20 protein-coding genes are annotated in these 25,541 nt (G+C 62.4%); 11 read left to right on the top strand and 9 right to left on the bottom strand.

Annotated features, from left to right (window positions below; genetic code table 11):
* Nucleotides 1–6: 6 nt before the first annotated feature.
* From NCHOL11_RS06040 to NCHOL11_RS06010, 7 genes are all read left to right on the top strand, one after another.
* Entirely contained in the window at nt 7–999 is a 993-nt protein-coding gene (locus tag NCHOL11_RS06040) for a ligase-associated DNA damage response exonuclease (protein ID WP_097092766.1), read from the top strand.
* 105 nt (nt 1,000–1,104) lie between these two features.
* Nucleotides 1,105–2,688: a cisplatin damage response ATP-dependent DNA ligase gene (locus tag NCHOL11_RS06035; RefSeq protein ID WP_097091507.1), complete on the top strand. Its 1,584-nt coding sequence runs from the start codon at nt 1,105–1,107 to the stop codon at nt 2,686–2,688.
* Between the two features lie 105 nt (nt 2,689–2,793).
* The gene (locus tag NCHOL11_RS06030; RefSeq protein ID WP_097091506.1) at nt 2,794–3,582 is read left to right on the top strand and encodes a TerC family protein; all 789 of its coding nucleotides are present in this window, start codon (nt 2,794–2,796) and stop codon (nt 3,580–3,582) included.
* A 71-nt stretch (nt 3,583–3,653) separates the two neighbouring features.
* Entirely contained in the window at nt 3,654–4,001 is a 348-nt protein-coding gene (locus tag NCHOL11_RS06025) for a GFA family protein (protein WP_097091505.1), read from the top strand.
* 101 nt (nt 4,002–4,102) lie between these two features.
* Nucleotides 4,103–5,308, top strand: coding sequence for a saccharopine dehydrogenase family protein (locus tag NCHOL11_RS06020; protein ID WP_097092765.1), 1,206 nt, complete (start codon nt 4,103–4,105; stop codon nt 5,306–5,308).
* Nucleotides 5,309–5,410: 102 nt separating this feature from the next.
* Nucleotides 5,411–6,598, top strand: a complete 1,188-nt coding sequence (locus NCHOL11_RS06015; protein ID WP_097091504.1) for a carboxynorspermidine decarboxylase — start codon at nt 5,411–5,413, stop codon at nt 6,596–6,598.
* Nucleotides 6,599–6,746: 148 nt separating this feature from the next.
* Nucleotides 6,747–7,937 carry a type III PLP-dependent enzyme gene (locus NCHOL11_RS06010; protein ID WP_097091503.1) on the top strand — a complete coding sequence of 397 codons (1,191 nt, stop codon included), beginning with the start codon at nt 6,747–6,749 and terminating at the stop codon, nt 7,935–7,937.
* 67 nt (nt 7,938–8,004) lie between these two features.
* Here NCHOL11_RS06010 and NCHOL11_RS06005 read toward each other — a convergent pair whose 3' ends face one another.
* The 8 genes from NCHOL11_RS06005 to NCHOL11_RS05970 are packed head-to-tail and all read right to left on the bottom strand — an operon-like array spanning nt 8,005 to nt 17,606.
* Complete coding sequence (locus NCHOL11_RS06005; protein ID WP_097091502.1) at nt 8,005–9,219, bottom strand: class I SAM-dependent RNA methyltransferase; 1,215 nt, start codon at nt 9,217–9,219, stop codon at nt 8,005–8,007.
* Nucleotides 9,216–10,574, bottom strand: a complete 1,359-nt coding sequence (locus tag NCHOL11_RS06000) for an NAD(P)H-hydrate dehydratase (RefSeq protein WP_097092764.1) — start codon at nt 10,572–10,574, stop codon at nt 9,216–9,218. The genes NCHOL11_RS06005 and NCHOL11_RS06000 overlap by 4 nt, the downstream gene beginning before the upstream one ends.
* Nucleotides 10,575–10,603: 29 nt before the next feature.
* Nucleotides 10,604–10,990, bottom strand: coding sequence for a hypothetical protein (locus NCHOL11_RS05995; protein ID WP_097091501.1), 387 nt, complete (start codon nt 10,988–10,990; stop codon nt 10,604–10,606).
* Complete coding sequence (gene ilvD, locus NCHOL11_RS05990) at nt 10,971–12,692, bottom strand: dihydroxy-acid dehydratase (protein ID WP_097091500.1); 1,722 nt, start codon at nt 12,690–12,692, stop codon at nt 10,971–10,973. The genes NCHOL11_RS05995 and ilvD overlap by 20 nt, the downstream gene beginning before the upstream one ends.
* Nucleotides 12,693–12,736: 44 nt before the next feature.
* Nucleotides 12,737–13,453 carry an N-formylglutamate amidohydrolase gene (locus NCHOL11_RS05985; RefSeq protein WP_097091499.1) on the bottom strand — a complete coding sequence of 239 codons (717 nt, stop codon included), beginning with the start codon at nt 13,451–13,453 and terminating at the stop codon, nt 12,737–12,739.
* The gene (locus NCHOL11_RS05980) at nt 13,450–14,319 is read right to left on the bottom strand and encodes a 4-(cytidine 5'-diphospho)-2-C-methyl-D-erythritol kinase (protein WP_097091498.1); all 870 of its coding nucleotides are present in this window, start codon (nt 14,317–14,319) and stop codon (nt 13,450–13,452) included. Before NCHOL11_RS05980 ends, NCHOL11_RS05985 begins: the two co-directional genes overlap by 4 nt.
* Nucleotides 14,306–15,937, bottom strand: a complete 1,632-nt coding sequence (locus NCHOL11_RS05975) for a tetratricopeptide repeat protein (RefSeq protein WP_255254732.1) — start codon at nt 15,935–15,937, stop codon at nt 14,306–14,308. Before NCHOL11_RS05975 ends, NCHOL11_RS05980 begins: the two co-directional genes overlap by 14 nt.
* A gap of 16 nt (nt 15,938–15,953) precedes the next feature.
* Nucleotides 15,954–17,606, bottom strand: coding sequence for an electron transfer flavoprotein-ubiquinone oxidoreductase (locus NCHOL11_RS05970; RefSeq protein WP_097091497.1), 1,653 nt, complete (start codon nt 17,604–17,606; stop codon nt 15,954–15,956).
* A 138-nt stretch (nt 17,607–17,744) separates the two neighbouring features.
* Between NCHOL11_RS05970 and NCHOL11_RS05965 the strand changes: the two genes are divergently transcribed.
* The 4 genes from NCHOL11_RS05965 to NCHOL11_RS05950 are packed head-to-tail and all read left to right on the top strand — an operon-like array spanning nt 17,745 to nt 21,878.
* Nucleotides 17,745–18,455, top strand: a complete 711-nt coding sequence (locus NCHOL11_RS05965) for a uracil-DNA glycosylase family protein (protein ID WP_097092762.1) — start codon at nt 17,745–17,747, stop codon at nt 18,453–18,455.
* Complete coding sequence (locus NCHOL11_RS05960) at nt 18,452–20,239, top strand: lytic transglycosylase domain-containing protein (protein ID WP_097091496.1); 1,788 nt, start codon at nt 18,452–18,454, stop codon at nt 20,237–20,239. The genes NCHOL11_RS05965 and NCHOL11_RS05960 overlap by 4 nt, the downstream gene beginning before the upstream one ends.
* On the top strand, nt 20,239–20,766 hold the full coding sequence (moaB, locus tag NCHOL11_RS05955; protein ID WP_097091495.1) for a molybdenum cofactor biosynthesis protein B: 528 nt from the start codon (nt 20,239–20,241) through the stop codon (nt 20,764–20,766). The genes NCHOL11_RS05960 and moaB overlap by 1 nt, the downstream gene beginning before the upstream one ends.
* A 44-nt stretch (nt 20,767–20,810) precedes the next feature.
* Nucleotides 20,811–21,878, top strand: coding sequence for a PA0069 family radical SAM protein (locus tag NCHOL11_RS05950; protein ID WP_097091494.1), 1,068 nt, complete (start codon nt 20,811–20,813; stop codon nt 21,876–21,878).
* Here NCHOL11_RS05950 and dnaE read toward each other — a convergent pair whose 3' ends face one another.
* A complete protein-coding gene (dnaE, locus tag NCHOL11_RS05945) occupies nt 21,879–25,421 on the bottom strand; it encodes a DNA polymerase III subunit alpha (protein WP_097091493.1) in 3,543 nt (1,180 codons plus the stop codon).
* Nucleotides 25,422–25,541: the final 120 nt, after the last annotated feature.

Genomic DNA, 25,541 nt, shown 5'->3' with positions numbered 1-25,541 from the left:
ATGGATATGCCCCATTGGATCGAACCCCACCCCACCGGAATCTACGTCCGCCCTGCCGACGCCTGGATCGATCCATCCCAACCCGCAGAGCGCGCGCTCGTCACCCATGGCCATGCCGATCATGCGCGCGGCGGCCATGGCCATGTCTGGGCTACCGAAGAGACACTCGCCATCATGGCGCTTCGCTACGGCACCGCCAGCGGCACGCCCGTCGGCTATGGCGAGCAGGTCCGCATGGGCGGCGTGGACATTTCCTACATTCCGGCGGGCCATGTTCTGGGTTCGGCGCAAATCCTGCTAGAACATGCAGGCGAGCGCGTGGTCGTGACCGGCGACTACAAGCGCCGCCCAGACCCGACCTGCAAGCCGTTCGAGCCCGTCCCCTGCGACATCTTCGTCACCGAAGCGACGTTCGGCCTTCCCGTCTTCCGCCACCCTGACACAGGCAGCGAAATCGACCGCCTGCTCGCCGCGCTTCACGCGCACCCCGATCGCTGCGTTCTCGTCGGCGCCTATGCGCTGGGCAAGGCACAGCGCCTGATCTGCGAGGTTCGGGCACGCGGGCATCATGATCCCATCTACATCCCTGGCGCGATGGAGCGCATGTGCGCGCTCTATCAGGATTTCGGCATAGACCTTGGCGAACTCCGTCCTGCTACCGGCGTGCCCGCGAAAGAGATGCGCGGCCATCTCATCGTTTCGCCACCTTCCGCCCTCAACGACCGCTGGAGCCGCCGCCTGCCCGACCCGATCACCGCCATGGCGTCAGGTTGGATGCGCGTCCGCCAACGTGCCCGGCAGAAGAATGTCGAACTGCCGCTCGTCATATCCGACCATGCCGACTGGGACGAACTGACCGATACCATCCGCGAGGTCGCACCCACCGAAACCTGGATCACCCACGGCCGCGAGGAGGCCCTGCTTCACTGGTGCATGATCCACCAGATGCGCGCGAGAGCCCTCGAGCTCGTCGGCCGCGAGGACGAGGATGAGGGATGATGATAGACGACCTTTCTCTCTCGCCGTTCGGCCTGCCCTTCACTTTCTTCAAGAAAGAGGAGCCCTTCGACAAGCGCAGGGCGAACGGGTGAGAGGTTTGGCTCTATGAGACAATTCTCCCAACTCCTCGACGGCCTGGTCTACACCCGATCCCGCAATGGCAAGCTGGACCTCATCGCTCGTTACATGCGCGAAGCGCCAGACCCGGACCGCGGCTGGGCGCTGGCCGCCCTCACCGGCAATCTCGACATAAAGGCCGTCAAGGCCTCCGCCATCGGAGAGATGATCCGCGCCCGCACCGATCCGGTCCTCTACGAAATGAGCCGCGACTATGTCGGCGACCTCGCCGAAACCGTCGCGCTTCTCTGGCCCAAGAGCGAGGACCAGCCCGCCGAGATAGACGACGGCTCCCTCACCCTCTCCGCCATCATCGACCGCCTGCACAGCGTCAGCCGCGCCGCCGCGCCGACCGTGCTGGCCCAGATGATGGATCATCTCGACGCATCGGGCCGCTTCGCCCTGCTCAAGCTTGCAACCGGGGGGCTGCGCGTCGGCATCTCCGCCCGCCTCGCCAAGACCGGCTTCGCCCAGGCCTTTGACCTCGACGTCGATGATGTGGAGGAATGCTGGCATGCCCTCACGCCACCCTATACCGCTCTGTTCGATTGGGCCGAGGGCAGATCTGACCGCCCCGATCCAGCAGGCACGCCCTTCTTCCGCCCCTTCATGCTGGCTCATCCGCTTGAAGCGGATAGCGTCGACCTCGCTGACTATGCCGCCGAATGGAAATGGGACGGCATCCGCATCCAGATCGTCGGCACCGGCAAGGAAACGCGCCTCTATAGCCGCGCCGGGGATGACATCACCGGCAGCTTCCCGGAGATTGCCCAAGCCTTCGCCGCCCACGCGGTCCTCGACGGCGAACTCCTCGTCAAGGGCGAGTTCCAGGGAGGCGAGGCGGCCAGCTTCAACGCCCTCCAGCAACGTCTCGGCCGCAAGGCGGTGACGGCCAAGATGATGGCCGACTATCCCGCCTTCGTTCGCCTGTACGACATACTCCTTCACGCCGACGAAGACCTGCGCGCCCTGCCATGGGCTGATCGCCGCCCCCGCCTTGAAGCCCTGCTTCCCAGCCTCGACCAGGATCGTTTCGACATATCCGCTCTGATAGAGGCATCAGACTTCGAAGCCCTGGCCGAAATCCGCGCGGGCGCCCGAGACGCCGCGATCGAAGGCGTCATGCTGAAACGCCGCGACAGCCCCTATGTCGCCGGGCGCAAGGCCGCCCTCTGGTACAAATGGAAACGCGATCCGCTGACCGCCGATTGCGTCATGATGTATGCCCAGCGCGGCCACGGCAAACGCTCGTCCTTCTATTCCGACTACACCTTCGGTTGCTGGACGGAGGATGGCGAACTGCTGCCCGTCGGCAAAGCCTATAGCGGCTTCACCGATGAGGAACTGAAGTGGCTGGACCGCTTCGTGCGCAACAACACCCTCAACCGCTTCGGCCCGGTGCGGGAGGTGGAGAAGTCGCTGGTCCTGGAAGTCGCCTTCGACAGCATCCACGACAGCAAGCGGCACAAGTCCGGGCTAGCCATGCGCTTCCCGAGGATCGCCCGGATCAGGCGGGACAAACCCGCTGCGGAAGCGGATACGGTCGAGGGATTGCGCAAGCTCGTAAGCTGATGGCCCGCCAGCTTTTCTTGACGAAATCTTTTACGGCATGCAGTCCAGACTGACACACTGGGCAATCGCGACGTAGCGGCTGCCCGACTGAACGAGAGGAACCCAATGGATAGCCTGATAAGCGCCTTCACCGATCCAACGGCCCTTGCCGCGCTGGTGGCTCTGGTGGTGATGGAGGTTGTGCTCGGCATCGACAATCTTGTCTTCATCTCGATACTGACGAACAAATTGCCGGAGGCGCAGCGTCCCAAGGCGCGGCGGATCGGCATCGGCCTTGCGCTCGGCATGCGGCTCGTGCTGCTGTCGATGATCGCGTGGATCGTCGGGCTTACCAAGCCTGTATTTGACTTGGGGATCAGTGGTCCCTTGGATCAGCATGGTGTCCCGACATTCGAGACGGTATTTTCCTGGCGCGATCTCATCCTTATCGCCGGGGGCCTCTTCCTGATCTGGAAGGCGACGAAGGAAATTCACCACACGGTCGATCCCGTCCATTCCGACGACATTCTCGAAAAGCAAAAGGGCGCGGCGACGCTGAGTTTCGGCAGCGCGATCGTCCAGATCATTCTCCTCGACATGATCTTTTCGCTCGACTCGATCCTTACCGCCGTGGGCATGACCGATAATCTCGCGGTGATGGTTATCGCTGTCCTCGTTGCCGTGACGGCGATGGTCCTCGCGGCCGATCCCCTTGCCAACTTCATTGCCCGCAACCCCACTGTCGTCATGTTGGCCTTGGGCTTCCTGCTGATGATCGGCGCGGTCCTCATCGCGGACGGGTTTGGCGTTCATGTGCCCAAGGGGTATATCTATGCGGCCATGGCGTTTTCGACGTTGGTCGAACTGCTGAATATCTTCGCACGCAGGGCGGAGGCGCGGAAAAACCGCGCCTGACAAGATGATGGCGCAGCAACTCTGCAAAAGCGGCTGCGTCATCCCTTACAGCCAGATTGAAAGGACGATCGATGCCCTATGCTGGAAGCTGCCACTGCGGCGCAGTCACCTTCACCGTGGCCGCCGATGCGCCTACCGAAGCCATGTCCTGCAACTGTTCCCATTGCTGCCGGAAAGGCTTCCTCCTCACCTTCGTGCCCGCCGGCCAGTTCACCCTGAGCAGCGGCGCGGACAATCTGACCGACTACAAATTCTACAAGCACCAGATCACCCACCGCTTCTGCAATATCTGCGGCACGCAATCCTTCGCGGAAGGGGAATCCCCTGACGGAGCGATCCGGGCCGTCAACCTGCGCTGCGTGCCGGAGGTCGATCTGGACACGCTCAAGATCAACAAGGTTGACGGGGCAAGTTTCTAGCTCCTTGGACGCTGGTGACAGACTGACTTTGCGCTGTCACGCACACTCCCTATATGGGCGCTTTCGCGCGTCGGGCGCGCTTCACTCATGGAGCATTTGAATTGAGCAAGGTTCTGGTCATTGGCGCGGGCGGCGTCGGGTCTGTCGCGGTTCACAAGATGGCGATGAACAGTGACATTTTCAGCCATATCACGCTCGCCAGCCGCCGCATCATCAGCTGCGAAAAGGTCGCCGAATCAGTGAAGGCCCGCACCGGCGTCACCATCGACGTAGCGCAGGTCGACGCCGATAATGTCGAAGAGACCATCGCCCTCATCGAAAAGGTCCAACCAAAGCTCGTCGTGAACCTCGCGTTGCCTTATCAGGACCTCGCGATCATGGACGCGTGCCTCGCGACCAAAACCGACTATCTCGACACGGCCAACTACGAACCGCGCGACACCGCGAAATTCGAATATAGCTGGCAATGGGCCTATCAGGAACGCTTCAAGGAAGCGGGCATCATGGCCCTGCTCGGCTCGGGCTTCGACCCCGGCGTCACCAGCGTCTTTGCGTCCTACATCAAGAAGCATCTGCTCGACCGCATCGACACGCTCGATATTCTCGACTGCAACGGCGGCGACCATGGCCAGCATTTCGCGACCAACTTCAATCCGGAAATCAACATCCGCGAAGTGACCGCGCCCTCCCGCCACTGGGAAGGCGGCAAGTGGGTGGAAGGCCCTGCCCTGAAGCACAAGCAGGTGTTCGACTTCGACCAGGTCGGCGAGAAGAACATGTACCTCATGTATCATGAGGAACTGGAAAGCCTCGCGAAGCACTACCCGGAAATCAAGCGCATCCGCTTCTGGATGACTTTCGGTGACGCCTATCTCAAGCATCTCGAAGTGCTCCAGAATGTCGGCATGACGCGGATCGACCCGGTCATCTACAACGGCCAGGAAATCATCCCGCTCCAGTTCCTGAAGGCCGTACTCCCCGAACCGTCGAGCCTGGGTTCGACCACGAAGGGCAAGACCAACATCGGCGACATCGCAACCGGACAGAAGGACGGGGCGCAGAAGACCGTCTATGTCTACAATGTCTGCGACCATGAGGACGCCTATGCCGAAACCGGCAACCAGGCGGTCAGCTACACCACCGGCGTCCCCGCGATGATCGGCGCGGCACTCATGCTTACTGGCGCGTGGAAGGGTGAGGGCGTGTTCAACATCGAGCAGTTCGATCCCGATCCCTTCATGGACATGCTGAACAAGCACGGCCTGCCCTGGCAGGTAAAGGAACTGGACGCGCCGCTGGATTTCTAAAGTTAGGAAACGTCATCCCAGCGAAAGCTGGGATCTCGTGCCTCTACGCCGTGCCCTCTCGCCTGAGACCCCAGCGTTCGCTGGGGTGACGGAGAATCGTTGATGGAAACCAAAGCCGGCGATCCGGCCGCCTTCGCCCATTTCGACCTTTACAGCGTCCCCTCGCCCGCCTTCGTGGTGGATGAGGCAGCGATCCGCCGCAATCTCGCTATCCTGCGCGACATCGGCGATCGCGCAGGGATCAAGGTATTGGGGGCGCTAAAGGCCTTCTCCATGTGGTCGCTCGGTGGGGTCGTGGCCGAATATCTCGACGGCGTCTGCGCGTCGGGCATCTACGAAGCCCGTCTCGGGCGCGAGGAATATGCGGGCCAGGATGGCGGCAAGGAGGTCGCCACCTATTGCGCCGCCTACAAGCCCGAAGATCTCGCCGAAATCCTCAAGATTTCCGACCATGTGATCTTCAACAGCCCCGGGCAGATCGAGCGGCTCCGGCCGGTCATCGACAATGCGCGCATGAACGGTGTGAACTTCGACATCGGATTGCGCATAAACCCCCTCCACGCCGAGGGAGAAGTGCCCAAATACGATCCTTCGCAGCCGCACAGCCGCCTCGGTTTCCCGATCGACCAACTCCGGTCCGAGCACCTGGATGGCGTCGACGGCCTCCACGTCCACAATCTCTGCGAACAGGACTTCCTGCCGCTCGAACGCACCTGGGCGGCCATCGAATCGCGCGTCATGCCGCATGTCGGTGGTCTAAAATGGCTGAACTTCGGCGGCGGACATCATGTCACGCGCGCCGATTATCAGATCGACGACCTGATCGCCTTCCTGCAGCGTATCAAGGCACAGACAGGGCTCGATCTGTATATCGAACCGGGTGAGGCCATGGCCCTCGACGCTGGTATCCTCATCGGGGAAATCCTCGACGTCATCGACAACGGCATGCCCGTCGCCATCACGGACATTTCGGCCACATGCCACATGCCGGACGTCATTGAGGCGCCCTACCGCCCTGCCATGCTCCATGAGCGGGACGAAGGGCCGGTGACGCGACTCGGTGGTCCGTCCTGCCTGGCGGGTGACATCATTGGAGACTATCGAGTCCCCGGCGGCGCGACTCCGGGTCGGCGGATCGCCTTCCTCGACCAGGCGCACTACTCGATGGTAAAAACCAACACCTTCAACGGCGTACCGCTTCCGGGCATCTGGCTTTGGAACTCGCAGACTGGTGAACTCCAGGAAATCCGGCGTTTTTCATACCAGGACTTCAAGGCCCGTCTCTCCTGACGCACATTTCGTAGCGAGGCGCGCAACAAAATTTACGGGCGCGCTTTACAGGGGGGCACCTGCCGCATATATCGCCCTTCCGCTGCCCCATGGGACTTCCACCGCAAGGCAGCTTGTTTGCCCACGACTACACTGGAGGTCCCTTGAGTTGCACAAGCACCATAGCGCGCTGGGGGTAGCAACCGCCCTCAAACCGGCAGCACCGGTAACGCTGATCCGCCCGCAGGCTGCGGCCCGCGCCGCCCGATTCTTCTCTGAGAAGTTTCCGGGGCGCTCGCTCTATGCCGTGAAGGCCAATCCCTCGCCGGACCTGCTCCGGACCTTGTGGGACAGCGGAATTACGCATTATGACGTTGCCTCGATTGCGGAGGTCCGCCTCGTCGCGGAAACGCTGCCGCAAGCGAAGCTGTGCTTCATGCATCCCGTGAAGGCCGAAGAAGCCATCGCGGAAGCATATCATGTCCATGGCGTGCGCACCTTCTCGCTCGACACGATCGACGAGCTGGAAAAGATTCTGCGCGCGACCCATGAAGCCACCGACCTTGAGCTCTGCGTTCGCCTGCGCGTATCCTCCGAGCATTCGGAACTGAGCCTTGCGTCCAAGTTTGGCGCAGAACTCGGCGAAACCCGCGAACTGCTGATGGCCACCCGCCAGGCGGCTGACGCGCTTGGCATCTGCTTCCATGTCGGTAGCCAGGCCATGAGCCCGCAAGCCTATAGCGATGCTATTGAGCGTGTTCGTGCGGCGATTGTCGATGCGGCTGTCACGGTCGATATCATCGATGTGGGCGGCGGCTTCCCGTCGGTCTATCCGGGCATGGAACCGCCAGCGCTGGAGGCCTATTTCGACGCCATCTATCGCGGTTTCGAAAGCCTGCCGATCAGCTATTCGGCGGAACTATGGTGCGAACCCGGCCGCGCATTGTCGGCGGAATATAGCTCCATCATCGTGCGGGTCGAGCGCCGTCGCGGCACGGAACTGTACATCAACGATGGCGCTTATGGCGCTCTGTTCGATGCGGCGCATGTCGGATGGCGTTTCCCGGTCGCCCTGCTGCGCGAAGAGGAAAGCGAAGCCGAAAACGCGCCTTTCTCCTTCTACGGCCCGACCTGTGACGATATGGATCATATGGCCGGTCCTTTCATGCTGCCCGACGATGTGGCGGTCGGCGATTATATCGAAATCGGCATGCTGGGCGCCTATGGTGCGGCCATGCGCACCGGCTTCAACGGCTTCACGTCGGAAACGATCATCGAGGTCGAGGACGAGCCCATGGCGAGCCTCTACGCCGATCCGGTCCCGGCACGCCGTCGCGCAACTGTCATCAAGCTGGGCTAAAAGGCTCAAGCTCCCCTTTGGAGAGGGTGCCTGTTCCCTCGCCGCAAATATGCGGCGAGGGTTCATTTTATGGGCGGCGGAAAACAGCTGCCAGTTCGACATGGGTCGACCATCGAAACTGGCCGACCGGCTTCACCTTGTCCAGAATATAGCCGCTCGCCACAAGATGCGCAGCATCCCGCGCGAAGCTCGCTGGATTGCACGAAACATAAGCGATCACCGGCACGACCGACGCCGCCAACTGCATCACCTGCTCCCGCGCACCTGCGCGCGGCGGATCGATGATCACCGCGGCAAACCGGTTCAACTCTTCAGGCACGAGCGGCCGCCTGAACAAATCACGATGGTCAACCACCATTCGCCGCTGCGCGCGATTGGCCGCAACCTTGAGCGACAGCACCAGGTCACGCGCACCCTCCGCGGCATAAACCGGACGCTCCTTGCCCACTCCGAGAGCGAATGTGCCAAGCCCGCTAAACAGGTCGGCCACCGCGCCTCCCGGCGGCAATGCCTCGCGCACAATCTCCAACAACGCCGCTTCGCCATCCGGCGTCGCTTGAAGAAAAGCGAACGGAGGAAAGGCGACCGGCACGCCGCCGAATGTCATGGTCGCAGGCTCAGGCTCCCAGCGGGTCTGCTGGCCATCACCTTCATCGATCGTCAATCGCGCAAGGCCTTGAGCCGCTGAGAAATCCCGTAAACCCTCGTCCGCGGCGAGGCCGGAAACGCCAACATTCTCCAGCAGCAGGTCGACGCCTTGGTCGATCAGGGACATCCGGACATGTGCAGCGCGCTTGTCAGCGAGAACCAGCGGCAGCAAAGCCCGTAGCGGCTCGACCAGAGCGAAGAGGCGGGGATCGAGTATCTCGCACATCGCAAGATCGATGAGCTTGTGGCTGCCCGACTCTGCAAAACCGATGGTGATCCGCCGCCCGTCTCGAGCCGCACGCAATGATGCGCGACGCCGGGTCTTCGGCGGCGACAGGTGAGGCGGCAACAGCGATTGAGGCGCGAGCGTCACCCCCTGTCCGGCCAGAGCGCCTGTGACACGCGCTGTCACGAACGCGCCCAAGCTCTCCTCGTCCACATGTTGTAGCTCGCATCCGCCACAGGCAGGGAAATGAACGCATGGAGCTTCGGCATGATGGGGACCCGCCACTAAACCGCCATCGGCCGTGACCCTGTCTCCAGGCGCTGCCAGCGGTACATGCCGCCCATCGGCGGTAACGCCATCACCCTTTGCGGCGATGCGTATTATGAGATCTTTGTCGATGTCGGTCACAAGCGGGAGGCGATAGCCGCTGGCAGCTGCGCAATCAAATCATCGGCGACAAAAGCGGCTCTCGCACGCCGCGCCGCCTCTCCATGGAGCCAGACCGCCTCGCAAGCCGCGCGAAACGGGTCGGCCACGACCGCCAGCCGCCCCGCCGCCAATCCTGCAAGCACGTCCCCGGTCCCCGCCGTCGACAGCCAAGGGGACGCGCCAGTTGCGACAGCGACGCGTCCATCCGGGGCGCCGATGACGGTATCCGAACCCTTGAGGACAACCACCGCAGCAGCTCGCCGTGCTGCTTCACGGGCCCGGTCTATCTTGCTGCCCGGCAAATCGCCAAACAACCGAACAAATTCACCTTCATGCGGCGTCAGGATCGATGAAGGCGGAATGTCCCCGACCTCCCCCTTTCCCAACAATGTCAGAGCGTCGGCATCCAGCACCAACGGCCGTCCACATCGCAACACGGCGCTTAAGCGGTCCACGGCCTTCTGATCCCGCCCGAGGCCAGGCCCGGCCAACACCGCCGCCAGCCTCTTGTCGCCTAATTCAGCCTCCACGCGATCGGCTTGGAGCGCCTTCACCCTAACGATCGCATCCGATCCCGAAAGCTCATCGACGGCCCCCAGAAGGCGAACCATTCCCGCACCCGATCGCGCAGCCGCCTCGGCCGCGAGCAGCCCCGCCCCTGCCATGCTGCCGCCAACCACCGCAACCAGACCCCGGCTATATTTATGGTCAGCAACCCCCGGTGGTTCCAGATAGGGTGCCGCGAGACGATGAACCTGTGCGCTCGCCGCGACGCCAATGTCGGCACAGATCAGCCGCCTGAAGCTCCCGGCAGCAGGGTGCAGAACATGAGCAGGCTTCAGCGCGCCCAAAGCAATGCAGACGCCAAATTGCGGGACCGCCGACAGCAAGGCTCCGCTATCGGTATCAACACCGCTCGGCAGGTCGACCGCATAGCTGAAGGCCGCCTGCTCCGTCAGGCACCTCAATCTATTAGCAACAGCGCTGTCCAGCCCGCGCGACAGGCCGGTTCCGAACAGGGCATCGACAATCTGCGTGGCGGGCGCTGCATCCTCCAGAGTTTCTACCGGACCGCCCCAGGACGAGCGCGCCCGTCGGGCAGACTCCGTGCGACACTCCCCCAAGGCAGCCACTCGCACCGGCACCCCGCGCGCCCGCAACAAGCGAGCGACCACATAACCGTCACCGCCATTATTGCCAGGACCGCACAGTAACAGAAGGTCACGCCTGCCCCCCGCACGCCAGATTATCTCCGCAACAGCCGCGCCAGCCCGCTCCATCAGCTCATATTCGGCTACGCCGCTGGCGATCGCCGCCTGTTCGGCTTCCCGCATCTGCGCGGCGGTCAGGATCGGCAGCTCGCTCAAGGCGCTGCTGTTCGGGAAATAGTGGCAGGTAACCGGTAACGATCGGCCCCCGCGCTGACTTCGATCTGGCCATCGCCAACGATGGCCATCTTGGCCGGTTCGGCGCCATCGGCTGAGGCGAGGCCCCGCTGGTCTTCGAGCATCCGGAACCGTCGAAATCCGCCATCGGGATGACGGATCGTCAAAACCCGCCCATCTTGCTCGACCGAACAGGATCGCTCCCATTTCGCGCCAGCTCCGATCGCGCAATCGGCAACCGCCTGGCGGGCGGCTGACGAGCCTTCAAATGGGTGAGCAGCCTTGTCTCCGCCCTGGTCACACGCGGCCAGGGCGAGGCACATAAGCCCCGCCCCGGCAATCTGTTCAGATATCCGCATAGACATGGGTTTCGGTCTTCGCTCCCGGGTGCGTCACTGCCCCCTTGTAAGCCGGTCCCACATTCTGCGCATAGCGCCAGAGAGCGCCTGACTGATAATCATTCTGGCGCGGCGTCCAGTTCTTCTGCCTCTCGGCGAGGACGGATTCGGAAACCTTGAGGTCAATCGTGCCAGCTTCCGCGTCGATGGCGATGATGTCGCCATTCTCTACCAGCGCGATCGGACCACCCTCCGCAGCCTCCGGCCCGACATGCCCGATGCAGAAGCCACGCGTTGCGCCAGAGAAGCGGCCGTCGGTGATCAACGCCACCTTCTCGCCCATGCCCTGCCCGTAGAGCGCGGCCGTGGTCGACAGCATCTCGCGCATGCCGGGGCCACCCTTTGGCCCTTCATAGCGGATGATGATGACCGAACCTTCGGCGATATCCCGCGCTTCGACCGCAGCGAAGGCGTCTTCCTCACAATCGAAAACGCGCGCCGGGCCTTCGAACTGCAGGCGATGCATGCCCGCCACCTTCACGATCGCGCCATTGGGGGCCAGCGAGCCCTTCAGGCCCACGACACCGCCCGTTGGGGTGATCGGCGACTTGACGTCATAGATCACCTTCTGGTCCGGGTTCCAACTGACTTCATCGATATTCTCGGCGATCGTCTTGCCGGTGACAGTCATGCAGTCACCATGCAGCAGCCCGTTGTCGAACAGGGTCTTCATCAGCATGTAGACACCGCCTGCCTCATACATATCCTTGGCGACATATTTGCCGCCGGGCTTGAGGTCAGCGATGTAAGGCGTCGACTTGAAGATTTGCGCCACGTCGAACAGGTCGAAATCGATGCCGCATTCATTCGCCATGGCGGGCAAGTGCAGCGCGCCGTTGGTCGATCCTCCAGTCGCCGCGACGATGCGCGCCGCATTCTCGAAGGCTTCGCGGGTGCAGATATCACGCGGACGGATGTTCTTCGCCAGCAGTTCCATGACCTGACGGCCAGCGGCAACAGCAACCTCTTCACGGCTCTTGTAAGGGGCGGGCGCCATATTGCTGTTCGGCAGCGAAAGCCCGATCGCCTCGCCCACACATGCCATCGTGTTCGCGGTGTACTGACCGCCGCATGCGCCATGTCCGGGGCAGGCGACCTTTTCGAGCGCGATCACATCCTTGAGCGGACAAGCGCCCGCCGCATATTTGCCGACGACCTCAAATACATCCACGACCGTGACGTCGCGATTTTCGAACCGGCCAGGCAGGATCGACCCGCCATAGACGAAGATCGACGGCACGTTCAGGCGCAGCATCGCCATCATCATGCCCGGCAAAGACTTGTCGCATCCAGCGAAAGTGACGAGCGCGTCATAGCAGTGGCCACGCACCGAAAGCTCGACCGAATCCGCGATCACTTCACGGCTCGCCAGCGAGCTTTTCATGCCCTGATGGCCCATCGCAATGCCGTCAGTGACGGTGATGGTGTTGAACCGGCGCGGCATGCCGCCTGCCTCATTTACACCCTGACGGCAAAAATCCGCCTGCATGTCGAGCGTCGTGTTGCACGGCGCGCTGTCGTTGCCAGCCGAGGCGATACCTACGAAAGGACGGGCAATCTCTTCTTCGGTCAGGCCCATCGCATAATAATAGCTACGATGCGGAGCGCGCTCCGGACCAACCGAGACATGGCGGCTCGGCAGTTTCGACTTGTCGAACGTATGAGACATAAAACCTACCCTTCTTGCGCGCCTCCTTTCCAAAAAGGGACGAGTCACGCAAGGCTAATGCGGCATTGTAGCACGATGGGCCCGATTATGCTGGCGAAGCGGCTTTGCCCTTCCCCGCTTGTCACCAGATCCTGCCGCATTTCGATGCCGAGATAAGGGATGCCATTGGCTTCGGCGTGGCGGTTCATGGTCGCGTTCAGCAGCCGCCCCGAATAGGGCAACTGGTCGCCCACCATCAGGCCTGCCTCCTCCAGCATGGGAATGGCGATGCGAGCGGCACGATCATCTTCATTGTAGAGCACGCCGATGTCCCACGGCCGCTCTGCCTGCGGGTCACTCGCCAGTTGCGGCGTGAAACTGTGCACCGACAGAATGAAGGGCGACGTCATTCCGTCGAGCAATCGGGCGATCTGATGATGATAGGGATGATGAAAACGCACCATCCGGTCGGAAAGATCGGCATGCCGGTTGCCGGGGATCGGATGACCGTCGCTCATGACCGGTAGCAGGCCGGGTGCGTCATCCTCGCGGTTGAGGTCGATCACCAATCTGGAAACACCGCCCAATATCGCGGTGCATCCCAACTGCTCCGCCAGCATCCGGCTCACCTCCGCCGCGCCGATGTCTATTGCGATGTGGTTGCCGAGCAGGGCGGGATCGATGCCAAGGTCGATGTCGGCAGGCACATGGGCGGACGCATGATCCGCTATGATCAGCACATCAAGCGGCCCGCCATCGATCTGTGTGAAAGCCTCGCTCACGCCCCGCCGATCTCCGTTTCCAATGACCACCAGCCCGGTTGCTGTGCCGATATATGGCGCGCCGCCGCTGCTCGGCTGTCCCAAGTATCGAAAAGGGCGAAGCAGGTCGCGCCCGATCCCGACATGCGGGCCAGGCGCACCCCCGACTGCTCCCGCAAAAGGGCAATCACATCAGCAATGACCGGCGCGGCCCCGATCGCTGCCTCTTCCAGATCGTTGCGGGCATCCACGATCAGGGCCTCCAGCGTTGACGCTGTCAAAGGACCTCTATCAACCCTGTCCCACCGGCTAAACACACTGGCCGTCGATACGCCGACGCCGGGATTAACGAGCAGCATCGGAATCCCACTCAATCCGTCGATGTGGCAAGGTTCAAGCACCTCGCCCCGGCCCCTGACCATCTGCGTGACACTGCTGACACAGGCAGGCACATCGGAACCCAGTTCCAGGCCGATCCGCTCCAGCTCGGCACGGGGCAATTGAGCATCCCACAAGCGATTGAGCAGTCGCAGCGCCGCCGCCGCGTCAGCCGATCCCCCACCGATGCCTGAAGCAACCGGCAGATTTTTCGTCAGCTTCAACCGCGCGCCCCGCTTCTCTCCAAGATGCCCCTGCAACTTCTTCGCCGCATTCACGACGAGATTGTCCGCACCAGCGCCCAGGGCCGCTCCAAAAGGGCCATCCAGCGTCAGGCTGATCTCGTTGCCCACGTCCGGGCACCCGCTCAGCCGATCGCCATCCGTCGCGAAGACGAACAGACTTTCCAGCGCATGATAGCCATCGGTCCGCCGTTCCCGCACATGCAGGGCCAGGTTCACCTTGGCATAGGCGGTTTCGGTCAATGTCGCAGCGTCAAGGAGCGGCATATTCCGGCCTCATCCCCAATTTGGTTTTCGCATCAAGCCGCGCCGCGACGTCTCCTTCAGCGAACACCGCCGCAGCCCTCCAGGCATAGCGCGCTTCGAAGCGCCGCCCGATGGCCCAGAGCGCATCACCCAGATGCTCGTTGATCGTCACGTCGGCAGGGGCGCCTTCAGCAGCGCGCTCAAGCACTGGCACCGCGGCTTCCACATTTCCTGTCACGAAATGCGCCCATCCCAGAGAATCTGTTATCGACGCGTCGTCCGGCTTGAGCGCACTGGCTTTCTTGAGAAGCTCCAACGCCGCTGGAACATTTTGCCGCCGCTCGACCTGTGCATAGCCGAGGTAATTCAGCACAGCCGGTTCATTCGGTGCGATCTTCGCCGCCCGCTCCAGCACCGCACGTGCTTCTTCCCAACGTCCCGCCTGCTCAAGGGCGCTCCCCCGCATCAGCAGCAATGCCCAAGGCACATTATCCGCAGCATAGCGTGTTTCGGCAGAATGAAACGCGTCCGCCGCGCCGCCAAAATCCTTTTCGCGGGCCAGCAACTGCCCAAGCCGCACCAGACGTTCCACGTCGGCACCCGGAGCTTGAGCCAATCCACGCGCCAGCGATATCGCAGCGCTGCTGTCATCCGATGCAGCCCAGGCATTGACAAGAGCCGTCTGCCTAAGGGTCCCGAACCAGCCGCTTTCCACAACCTTGTTCAATTCCGAAACAGCTTGCTGCCCATGTCCTGCATCGGTCAGCAACTGCCCCAGCACCAGCCTGCCATCCGCTCCAGCTGGATTAGCGAAGCTCCCGATGCGCGCGAGCCTGATCGCCAGCATCCGCGTGCTTTCGTCCGATGAAATGTCCGAAGCCAAACGGGCAAGAAGGCGGCCAAAGCCCTGTGCGGGGCTCAGCGCTCGCCCGATTTCGCCTCCGCTCCGGCCATGCGCAATATCCTGCCGGGCCAGAACATAGTCGGCTTTCCCTTCAGGAAGCAGGGCCAACGCCTCGGCTCTCGCCTTTCGGCTGGCCAGTTGCGCCGCAAAGGTCAGCCGCATCTCGCCTAGCTCTACCGTTCGCAACGCCAACGCGCGGTTTATCGCTGGGCCAGCCGCGGCAGCATCTCCCCGCGCAAGCGCCTGAAGCGCGATATGCTCGTCGATGTAGCGCCGCCCCAGGGACGCGTAGCGATCTGCCGGATCAATCTCCGGCGGCACCGCTCGACCTTCCCCGATCGATATCCAGCTGCGGATTATCGGCGCAAGAAAGCCGAAATTCCCTTCTGCCGCTACACGGTCCGCAACTTGCCTCGCCGTCTTCCAGTCCCTGCGCACAAGCGCGTCGCCCAGGAACAGAAGCGTCCCGTCACGCGGCAGCACCCCCCGGCTGTCCAGCAACCTTGCCGACTGAAGCGCCAGCGCCATGTCCCCGCTGATCAGGCCATGCAGGTAGGACCGCCGCGCCACCGCCAAACTGCTCGCGTCTCCCGCCAGCGCGTCCCGATAGTTGCTGACCGCTACGTTCGCCTCGCCATAACTGTCGGCCAGTCGGCCGCGGGCATAGGCATGCAGCGCGCTCGACCGATCCACCGATGCGCCAGCGGGGAAGGCCAGCAGCATCGGCAGTGACATTGCGCAGAGCAGGCGCCTACATATTGGGATAGTTCGGCCCCCCGCCGCCTTCGGGCACGACCCAGTTGATGTTCTGCGTCGGGTCCTTGATGTCGCACGTCTTGCAGTGGACGCAGTTCTGGGCGTTGATCTGGAACCGGGGATTGCCCTCTTCCAAACCGACCACCTCATAGACGCCTGCCGGGCAATAACGCTGCGCGGGCTCGTCATAGAGCGGCAAGTTGTATGCGATCGGGATCGACGGGTCCTTCAGCTGCAGGTGGACCGGCTGATCTTCCTCATGATTGGTGTTCGACAGGAACACAGAGGACAGGCGATCGAAGCTGATCACCCCGTCGGGCTTGGGATAATCGATCTTGTGACCGATCTCCTTGGGCCAGATCTTTTCATTATCCGGCTTGTGCTTCATCGTGAAGGGCAACCCGATCTTCAGCGTGCGCATCCACATATCGACGCCCGCCAGCAGCGTACCGATCGTATTGCCGAACTTCGCCAGCAGCGGCTCCGCATTCTTGACCAGCTTCAACTCGTCCGCAACCCAGCTGGAGCGCAGGCGGTCATCATAGTCGTGCAGCACATCGCGGGAGCGTTCGTTCTGAATCGCCTCGAACGCCGCCTCTGCCGCGAGCATGCCCGACTTCATCGCCGTGTGCGTGCCCTTGATGCGCGGCACGTTGACGAAGCCTGCGGAGCAGCCGATCAGCGCACCGCCGGGGAAGACGAGCTTGGGCACCGACTGCCAGCCGCCCTCGTTGATCGCGCGCGCGCCATAGGAAACGCGGCGGCCACCCTCCAGATATTCGCGGATCGCCGGATGCTGCTTCCAGCGCTGGAACTCCTCGAACGGATAGAGATAGGGGTTGCGGTATCCCAGGCCCACGACGAAGCCCAAGGCAACCTGCCCATTGGCTTGATGGTAGAGGAACCCGCCTCCATAGGCGTCCGTCAGCGGCCAACCCTGGGTATGGATCACCAGGCCCGGCTTGTGCTTGGCGGGATCGATATCCCACAATTCCTTCATGCCAAGGCCGTAGACCTGCGGCTCGCAATCCTTGTCCAGTTCGAACTGGCGCTTGAGGATCTTGGTCAGGTGGCCGCGCGCGCCTTCAGCGAAGAAGGTATATTTGGCGTGCAGCTCCAGCCCCGGCTGATAATCGCCCTTTCGATTGCCCTCGCGATCAATGCCCATGTCACCGGTCGCGACGCCCTTCACGCTGCCATCCTCATTGTAGAGGATCTCGGCAGCGGCGAATCCGGGGAATATCTCGACGCCCAATCCTTCGGCCTGCTCGGCCAGCCAGCGGCACAGATTGCCGAGCGAACCCGTATAGGTCCCCTTGTTGTGCATCCAGCGCGGCGTCGAAATATGCGGCACCGGCAATTTGCCGCGCTTCGTCAGGAACCAGTGCTGGTTGTCCCGCACCGGCGTTTCCGCCAGCGAGCAGCCCATGTCGCGCCATTTGGGGATCAGCTCATCAAGGGCCCGGGGGTCGATCACCGCGCCCGAAAGAATATGAGCGCCGATCTCCGAGCCCTTTTCCAGGACGCACACCGCCAGTTCCTGGCCAGAGTCGTTGGCCAGTTGCTTCAGCCTGATCGCCGCGGACAGCCCCGCCGGTCCCCCGCCGACGATGACGATGTCATAGGGCATCGATTCCCGTTCGCTCATAATCCCTCCATCGGGACGAGCCGGATGGTTTCCCTCTCCTGTCCGGCCGCCGCGTTACTCAAACGATTTACCACCGGTTGCCGATGAAGATTCTTGACCCCGGCGTCAACCTCTGGCCCTAGAAGATCGATGCGGGGAATGACGGAAGATCTGGCCGATGCCGCCAGCGCCTATCTGGCGTGGTGGGACATGGCGGGCGTGGATTGCGCGACGGCGGAAGAGCCGGTGAACTGGCTTCGTCCGGCACCGGCCGTTCCGCTGGCGCCAGCCCCTTCATCTCCGGCCACTGTGAAGAAGCCAGGCTCGCTTCAGGAGTTTACGGACTGGCTCGCCCGGGATTCGGCGCAACCGGAACGCCGATGGCCAGGCACGCCGATATCGCCGCAAGGGCAAGCTGGATCGCCGCTGATGGTGATTACCGACATGCCTGATCCAGCCGACATGGACGCAGGCACATTGCTTGCCGATCGCGCCGGACGCTTGTTCGACGCGATGCTGTCTGCTGTCGGCCTGTCCCGGGAGAGCGTCTATATCGCCTCCCTCTTCTGCGCCCGCCCGCCCGGCGGCATGGTGGAGGCGGCCGACCTCAATGCAGCCGCTGACCGCATGCGCACCCATGTTTCGCTCGCGATTCCCGGCAGGCTGCTGCTTCTGGGCGACCGGACGATCCGCACTTTCCTTCCCGTACAAGACAGGCAGGGAATGGAAAGTTTACACTTTTTTAACCATGATGGCGGCACTGTGCCTGCTTTAGCCACTTTCCATCCGCGGCTCCTGCTGGGGCAGCCCGCGGCGAAAGCGGAATGTTGGCGCACATTGCAACGCCTGGTCGAGGATATGCATCAGTGATTCGCGCGCTCACCCGATCGTCTTGCCTGGCACTGGCCGCCATCAGTGCCGCCGCGGCCGTGCCCGCCAAAGCGGATAATGCGGCGGCAACGGCTGGTTTCAGGTCAGGGTTCAACCCAGCCCTGTCCGTCGACGAGGGCGACAAGACGCGTTACTCGGCCATCTATTCGGCGCTGTCGGATCAGCGCTGGGCTGATGCGAAAGCGTTGATCCTGGCCCTGGACCCGCAGGACCCGATGCGCTCAGTCGCGCTTTCCGACCTTTATGTAGCCAAGGACTCGCCGCGCGTTGAGCTGTTCGACGTACTCGACCTGGTGAACAAGGCGGCCTGGCTTCCCAACGCGGATCAACTTTCCCGGCTCGCGCAGAAGCGGGGCGCGACGATCCTCCCCACGCTCCCCCAGGTCCAGAAGATGGTTTGGCTGGGTTCAGCGCCGCGCCGCGAATATGTCGCGACGACAAAGACCGACCTGCTGGCCCAGGCGCTGGTTGGTCAGATCACGCCCTTCATCAAGAATGACGATCCGGTGGGAGCGGAAACGCTGCTCGCGTCGGGAGAAATCGGCCTGACGCCCGAAGGCCTGACCGAAGTACGCCAGCGCGTCGCATGGTCCTACTATATCGAGAATAACGATGCGGACGCGCGGCGGATGGCCAACCGCTCCCTTGAGACCCGTGCGGGCGGCGACTGGATGGTGCAGGCGCACTGGACGCTCGGCCTTGCATCATGGCGTCAGCATGACTGCGCTGCGGCGGCGCCTGCCTTCGCCAATGTCGCTGCACTCGCTGGAAATGCCGACATGCGCGCGGCTGGCGCCTATTGGGCGTCGCGCGCCTACATGGCCTGCGGTCAGGCGGAAAAGGTCGAGAATCTCCTCAAGACCGCCGCGCGATCCGGCGAAACATTCTACGGCTTGCTCGCCCGCGAAACGCTTGGCCTGCCGCTGGGCGGCGCGAGGACCGCTCCGCGCTTCGGATCAGCTGATTGGCAACAGCTGAAGGACAGCCCGAATGTCCGCGCTGCGATTGCTCTCACGTCAATCGGTCAGCTTGCGAAGGCTGACCAGTTCATCCGCCATCAGGCCCGGCTGGGCGGCGCTGCTCAATATGACGCCCTGCTAAAGCTCGCCAATGCCCTCAGCCTTCCCGCCACCCAACTATGGCTCGCCCATAACGGCCCGGCGGGTAAACAGCCCGACAGCTTCGCACGATTCCCAACGCCGGATTGGCGTCCCGACGGCGGCTGGCGTGTCGATCCAGCGCTGATCTACGCTCACACACTTCAGGAATCGGGCTTCCGCAGCGATGTCGTCAGCAGTGCGGGAGCACGCGGGCTGATGCAGGTCCTGCCTGGCACCGGCAGTGACATGGGCCTTGCTTCCGCAGCCCAATTGTTCGTGCCGTCGACCAACATGGAATATGGCCAACGCTACCTCGAAAATCTCCGCAACATGAGTGCTACGGGCGGACTTCTGCCAAAGGTCATGGCTGCTTATAATGCAGGCCCACTGCCCGTTCAGCGCTGGAACAGCGAGGTCAAGGACAATGGCGACCCTCTGCTGTTCATGGAGTCGCTGCCTTATTATGAAACCCGCGCTTATGTGAACATCGTCATGCGCAACTACTGGATGTACCAGATCCAGGCGAAGGGAAGCGCGGATTGCCTGACCGGCATGGCACAGGGCATGTGGCCGACCTTCCCCACCGCCAAGGGGACGCGCATGGTCCGGATGAGCCAGAACAACACGCTCTCGGCCCCCAGTATCGCGGGCGGCTCTGACTGATGCCGATCGATGAAAGCCGGTCATTTCTGCCGGTGCGCATTGCCGTCCTCACCGTTTCGGACAGCAGGGGCCTTGCAGAAGACCGGTCCGGCGACACCCTGGTCGATCGGATCAAGGCGGCGGGCCACATTCTGGCTGCGCGCCATATCGAAAAGGATGATCGAGCCGCCATCGTCGCGCGCCTCCACAGCTGGATAGACGATCCCCAAGTCGATTGCATCATCACTACTGGCGGAACCGGCGTCACGGGCCGAGACGTGACACCCGAAGCGGTCGCCCAGGTCCAGGACAAGGAAATACCCGGTTTCGGCGAGCTGTTCCGCTGGCTCAGCTACCAGACGATCGGGACGTCGACGATACAGTCACGCGCCACCGCCTGTGTCTCGCGCGGCACCTATATCTTCGCGCTGCCGGGTTCTACCGGCGCGGTGAAAGATGCCTGGGACGGCATCCTCTCCAGCCAACTCGACAGCCGTTTCCGTCCCTGTAACTTCGTCGAACTGATGCCCCGCCTGATGGAGCGCTGAATCCCCACCCTTGCTACCATGTTCTCTTTATGTTCTAATAAGACATGGTTGCTGAAAAGGGTAGAGGCGCGACGCTGAACGTCGTCAGTCACCGCTTCAACATGGCGGAACAGGTCGCTGACGGCGACTGGCTTGATGCCGTTGACGCCATAGACGGACCAACACCGCGCCGCCGGACGCAGGTCACGGTGGAACATCCCCGCACGATCATCAGCCGCAACACATCGCCCGATCTTTCTTTTACCCAATCGATCAATGCCTATCGAGGCTGCGAGCATGGATGCATCTACTGCTTCGCACGGCCGACCCATGCCTATCACGACCTGTCACCGGGGCTGGACTTCGAAACACGCCTCTTCGCCAAAGCGGACGCGCCCGACCTGCTGCGCGCCGAACTGTCCAAGCTTTCCTACCGGGTCTCGCCGATCGCCATGGGGACGAACACCGATCCCTATCAACCGATCGAACGAGACTGGAAGATCACGCGGCAATGCGTTGAGATATTGGCGGAATGTCGTCACCCAATCTTCATCACGACCAAGTCGGACCGAGTCCTTCGCGACCTAGATCTTCTTCAAGACATGGCCCGTGATCGGCTGGTGGCGGTGATGATATCCGTCACCACGCTTGACCCCAAGGTTGCACGCACTCTCGAACCGCGTGCGGCTCACCCTCTTCGCCGGGTGGAAGCCATTCGCCAGTTGGCGCAAGCAGGCGTTCCCGTGGTCGCCAGCGTCTCTCCCATCATTCCCGCCATCACCGATCATGAGATTGAGGCCATCGTCGAAACGACCGCCGCGGCGGGCGCCCGGGACGCCACATTCATACCCGTGCGCCTGCCGTTCGAAGTCGCGCCCTTGTTCCGGGCGTGGCTACAGGAACATTATCCCGACAGGGCCGCGAAGGTCATGGGGATCATCCGTGACATCCGGGGGGGCCGCGACAATGATCCTGACTTCGGAACCAGAATGCGCGGACAGGGCATCTGGGCTGACCTGATCCGCACCCGCTTCATCAAGGCGCGAAGGCGCGCCGGTTTCTCGGGCGAACGACTGACGCTCAGGACCGACCTGTTCCGCCCACCGGCAGGTCCGCAGCTTCAACTTTTCTGATCAGGCCGTTGCCGCAACCAGCCTGAACCCCGAACGCCGGGTCCGTGCCCGATAGCCATCGGCCTTCGGCTCCATGCGCTCGAAACTCTGGATCGCAAGGCCGGGGATGAGTGCGATGGCGTCGACCTGGTCCGCCCCGATCAGATAATCATCGCCCAGGAACATCCGGGCAGCCTTGCCGCCCGCCACTGGCGCGCGCAGGAATACTTCGCTTCGCCCGCCCCTGCTGCGCAACAGCAATTGCGCGAGTTCGTTCACGGCGGCACTATCCTGCACATCCACGACCAGTTCCATCCGCGATGCGCTGGCAAGCTGATTGAACTGCTCCACGCCCCTGATCGTCACGCGCGGCGTTTCTTCGCCTGGCATGCGATCCAGTTCCACCATCAGCAGCGCACAGTCTCCGTCACGAGCCATGGCCTCGATCGCCTTGCACGCGTCCTCATCGAAGCAGCTTGCCTGGAACTGCCCGCTGCTGTCGGAAAATGTCGCCGCCGCATAGCGTGCGCCGCGCCGCGTCTCACGCCAGCGGACCTCCTCAACCATGGCCGCCATGACTGCGTTGGCCCGCCCCCCTTCCGCCACCTGCTCGGCGCAGATCGCCCCGTAGCTCCTCGCCCCACGTGCATCAGCCAGATGCCGGTATCGATCGACGGGATGCGCCGAGAAGTAGAAGCCGAACGCTTCCTTTTCCTGCGCCATCCGGTCGGCAGTGGACCAGGTCTGATGCGGCGGAATGCGCACGTCTGCGTGCGGCGTTTCGACATCGCCGAACAGGCCGCCCTGTCCGCTCTCGCGCGCTTCGGCAGCACTGGCGGCGACGCTCAGGATCGTGTCGGCCGCTGCATGCACGCCCGCCCTGTCAGGGTGAATTTCATCGAACGCCCCTGACGCGGCAAGGCTTTCCAACTGGCGGCGGTTCAACAATCGCGGCTCGATCCGGTCGGCGAAATCATCGAGAGACTTGAATGTCCCACCGCCGTCGCGTTCGGCGACAAGCTGCTCCATCGCCTTCTCGCCCACGCCCTTCAGCCCGCCCAAGGCATAGCGAACCGCAAAGCCGAGCCGGGCATCCTCCCCCTCATATTCGATCGGCTCTACGGAGAAGTCAGCGAGGCTGCGATTGATGTCAGGCGCAAGGCAGCTGAGCCCCATGCGACGCATGTCATCAACGAATATGGTCAGCTTATCCGTCAGATGGATATCGAACGCCATCGATGCGGCGTAGAATTCGGCCGGATAATGGGCTTTCAACCAGGCCGTCTGATAGGCAAGCAATGCATAGGCCGCAGCATGCGACTTGTTGAAGCCATAGCCGGCGAACTTGTCGATCAAATCGAACAGCTCATTAGCCTTGGCCGCTAGAATGTCGCTCCTCGCGCATCCCTCCACAAACCGCGCCCGCTGCGCGTCCATTTCCGCCTTGATCTTCTTGCCCATGGCGCGGCGGAGAAGGTCTGCGTCCCCCAAGGAATAGCCCGCCAGTATCTGGGCGGCTTGCATCACCTGCTCCTGATAGACGAAGATGCCATAGGTCTCTTCGAGGATCGGCTTCAGCAGAATATGCGGATATTCAATATCTTCCTGTCCGTTCTTGCGGCGGCCGAACATCGGGATATTGTCCATCGGGCCGGGGCGGTAGAGCGACACGAGCGCGATGATATCGCCAAAGTTGGTGGGCCGGACGGCCGCCAGCGTCTTGCGCATCCCTTCCGATTCCAGCTGGAACACGCCCACGGTATCGCCCCGCTGGAGCAAATCATAAACCGCCGGATCATCCCAGCTAAGGCTGCTCAGATCGACCTCGACACCGCGCCCCGCCAGCAGCTGCACCGCCTTTTGCAAGACGGACAGGGTCTTGAGGCCGAGAAAGTCGAACTTCACCAACCCCGCGCCTTCGACAAATTTCATGTCGAACTGCGTCACCGGCATATCCGAACGCGGATCGCGGTATAGGGGCACAAGCTGTGACAAGGGCCGATCGCCGATCACGACGCCCGCAGCGTGGGTCGAACTATGCCGGGGGAAGCCCTCCAACTTCATTGCATAGTCGATCAGCCGTTTGACCTGATTGTCATTGTCATATTCGGCCCTCAACTCTGCAACGCCGTTCAAGGAGCGTTCCAGCGTCCAGGGGTCCGTTGGATGATTGGGCACCAGCTTGGCGAGCCTGTCGACCTGGCCATAGCTCATCTGCAACACGCGGCCGGTATCCTTCAGCACCGCGCGCGCCTTCAGCTTACCGAAGGTGATGATCTGCGCCACATGATCGACGCCATATTTCTGCTGGACGTAGCGGATTACTTCGCCGCGCCGCGTTTCGCAGAAATCGATGTCGAAGTCCGGCATCGAAACACGCTCTGGATTGAGGAAGCGCTCGAACAGCAGCCCCAGTTGCAGCGGATCGAGATCCGTGATCGTGAGCGCCCAGGCAACCACCGACCCCGCGCCCGAACCACGGCCCGGCCCCACAGGAATATCCTGCTCCTTCGCCCATTTGATGAAGTCGGCCACGATCAGGAAGTAGCCGGGAAACCCCATCTGGATGATGATGTCGGTTTCGAAAGTCAGCCGGTCGAAATAAGGCTGACGCGCCTCGTCACCCTCGATCCCCGCCTTTGCGAGCCGCAGTTCCAGCCCTTGGGCCGCCTGCTCCCGCAACATCCGCGCCTCGCCCTCGATGTCACCGGCAAGGCTGGGCAGGATCGGCTTGCGCTTCGGTGCAGCGACCGCACAGCGCTGCGCCACGACCAGCGTGTTGGCCAAAGCTTCAGGCAAATCCTCGAACAGGCGCTGCATCTCGGCCGCGGGTTTCATCCAGGCATCGGGCGAGCTGGTCCGCCGATCAGGCGTTTCGACATAGGCGCCATCGGCGATGCAAAGCATCACGTCATGCGCTTCATGGAAATGAGGTTCGGCAAAACAGGTCGGATTGGTCGCGATCAGCGGCAGGTCACGCGCATAGGCAAGATCGAGCAAATCAGCTTCCGCCTTGCCCTCGACGGGGTCCTGCCTGCGGCAAATTTCGACATACAGCCGATCCGGAAAGAGCGCGGCAAGCCGATCGACATAAGCAAGCGCGGCGTCCGGCTGATCCTCCGCGAAAAGCCGGGCAATCGCCCCTTCCGCGCCTGCGGTCAGCGCTATGAGCCCGTCCGTCCTGCCAGCCAGAGCCTCCAAAGTGACATGCGGGACTTCCTCGACCGGGCGATCGAGATGCGCCATCGATACCAGGGCGCAGAGATTGTCGTACCCCGCCTCATCCTGAGCATAAAGGGCCAGCCAATCGTGTACCGCGGCGGCATTGGCGGGACGCCCCGGCCGCAATATGCCCAGCATGGCCCCGATGATCGGCTGCACGCCCTCGCTTTTGCACCCATCCGAAAATGCCATCGATCCATAAAGGCCGTTTCGGTCGGTGATCGCTGCTGCGGGGAAGCCCAGCGTCCGCGCTTGCTTCGCGATCTTCTTCGGCTCGATTGCACCTTCCAGCATGGTGTAAGAGGAAAAGATGCGAAGGGGTACAAAACCGGCATGAGGCATTTTGCGTTGATAGCGTCCCTGGCCGCCTTGGCGCCAGTCCTTCTTGAGAAATGCTGTGGATAAGCATTCCCCGGTCCTTTCGAAAGGCCCCCGACCACCAATTTGGCGGCATCTCGCTCT

Source organism: Novosphingobium sp. Chol11 (assembly GCF_900218065.1).
GTDB lineage: Bacteria > Pseudomonadota > Alphaproteobacteria > Sphingomonadales > Sphingomonadaceae > Sphingobium > Sphingobium agri.
The sequence above is the reverse complement of the archived record's forward strand: the minus strand, read 5'-3'. Positions and strand labels throughout refer to the sequence as shown.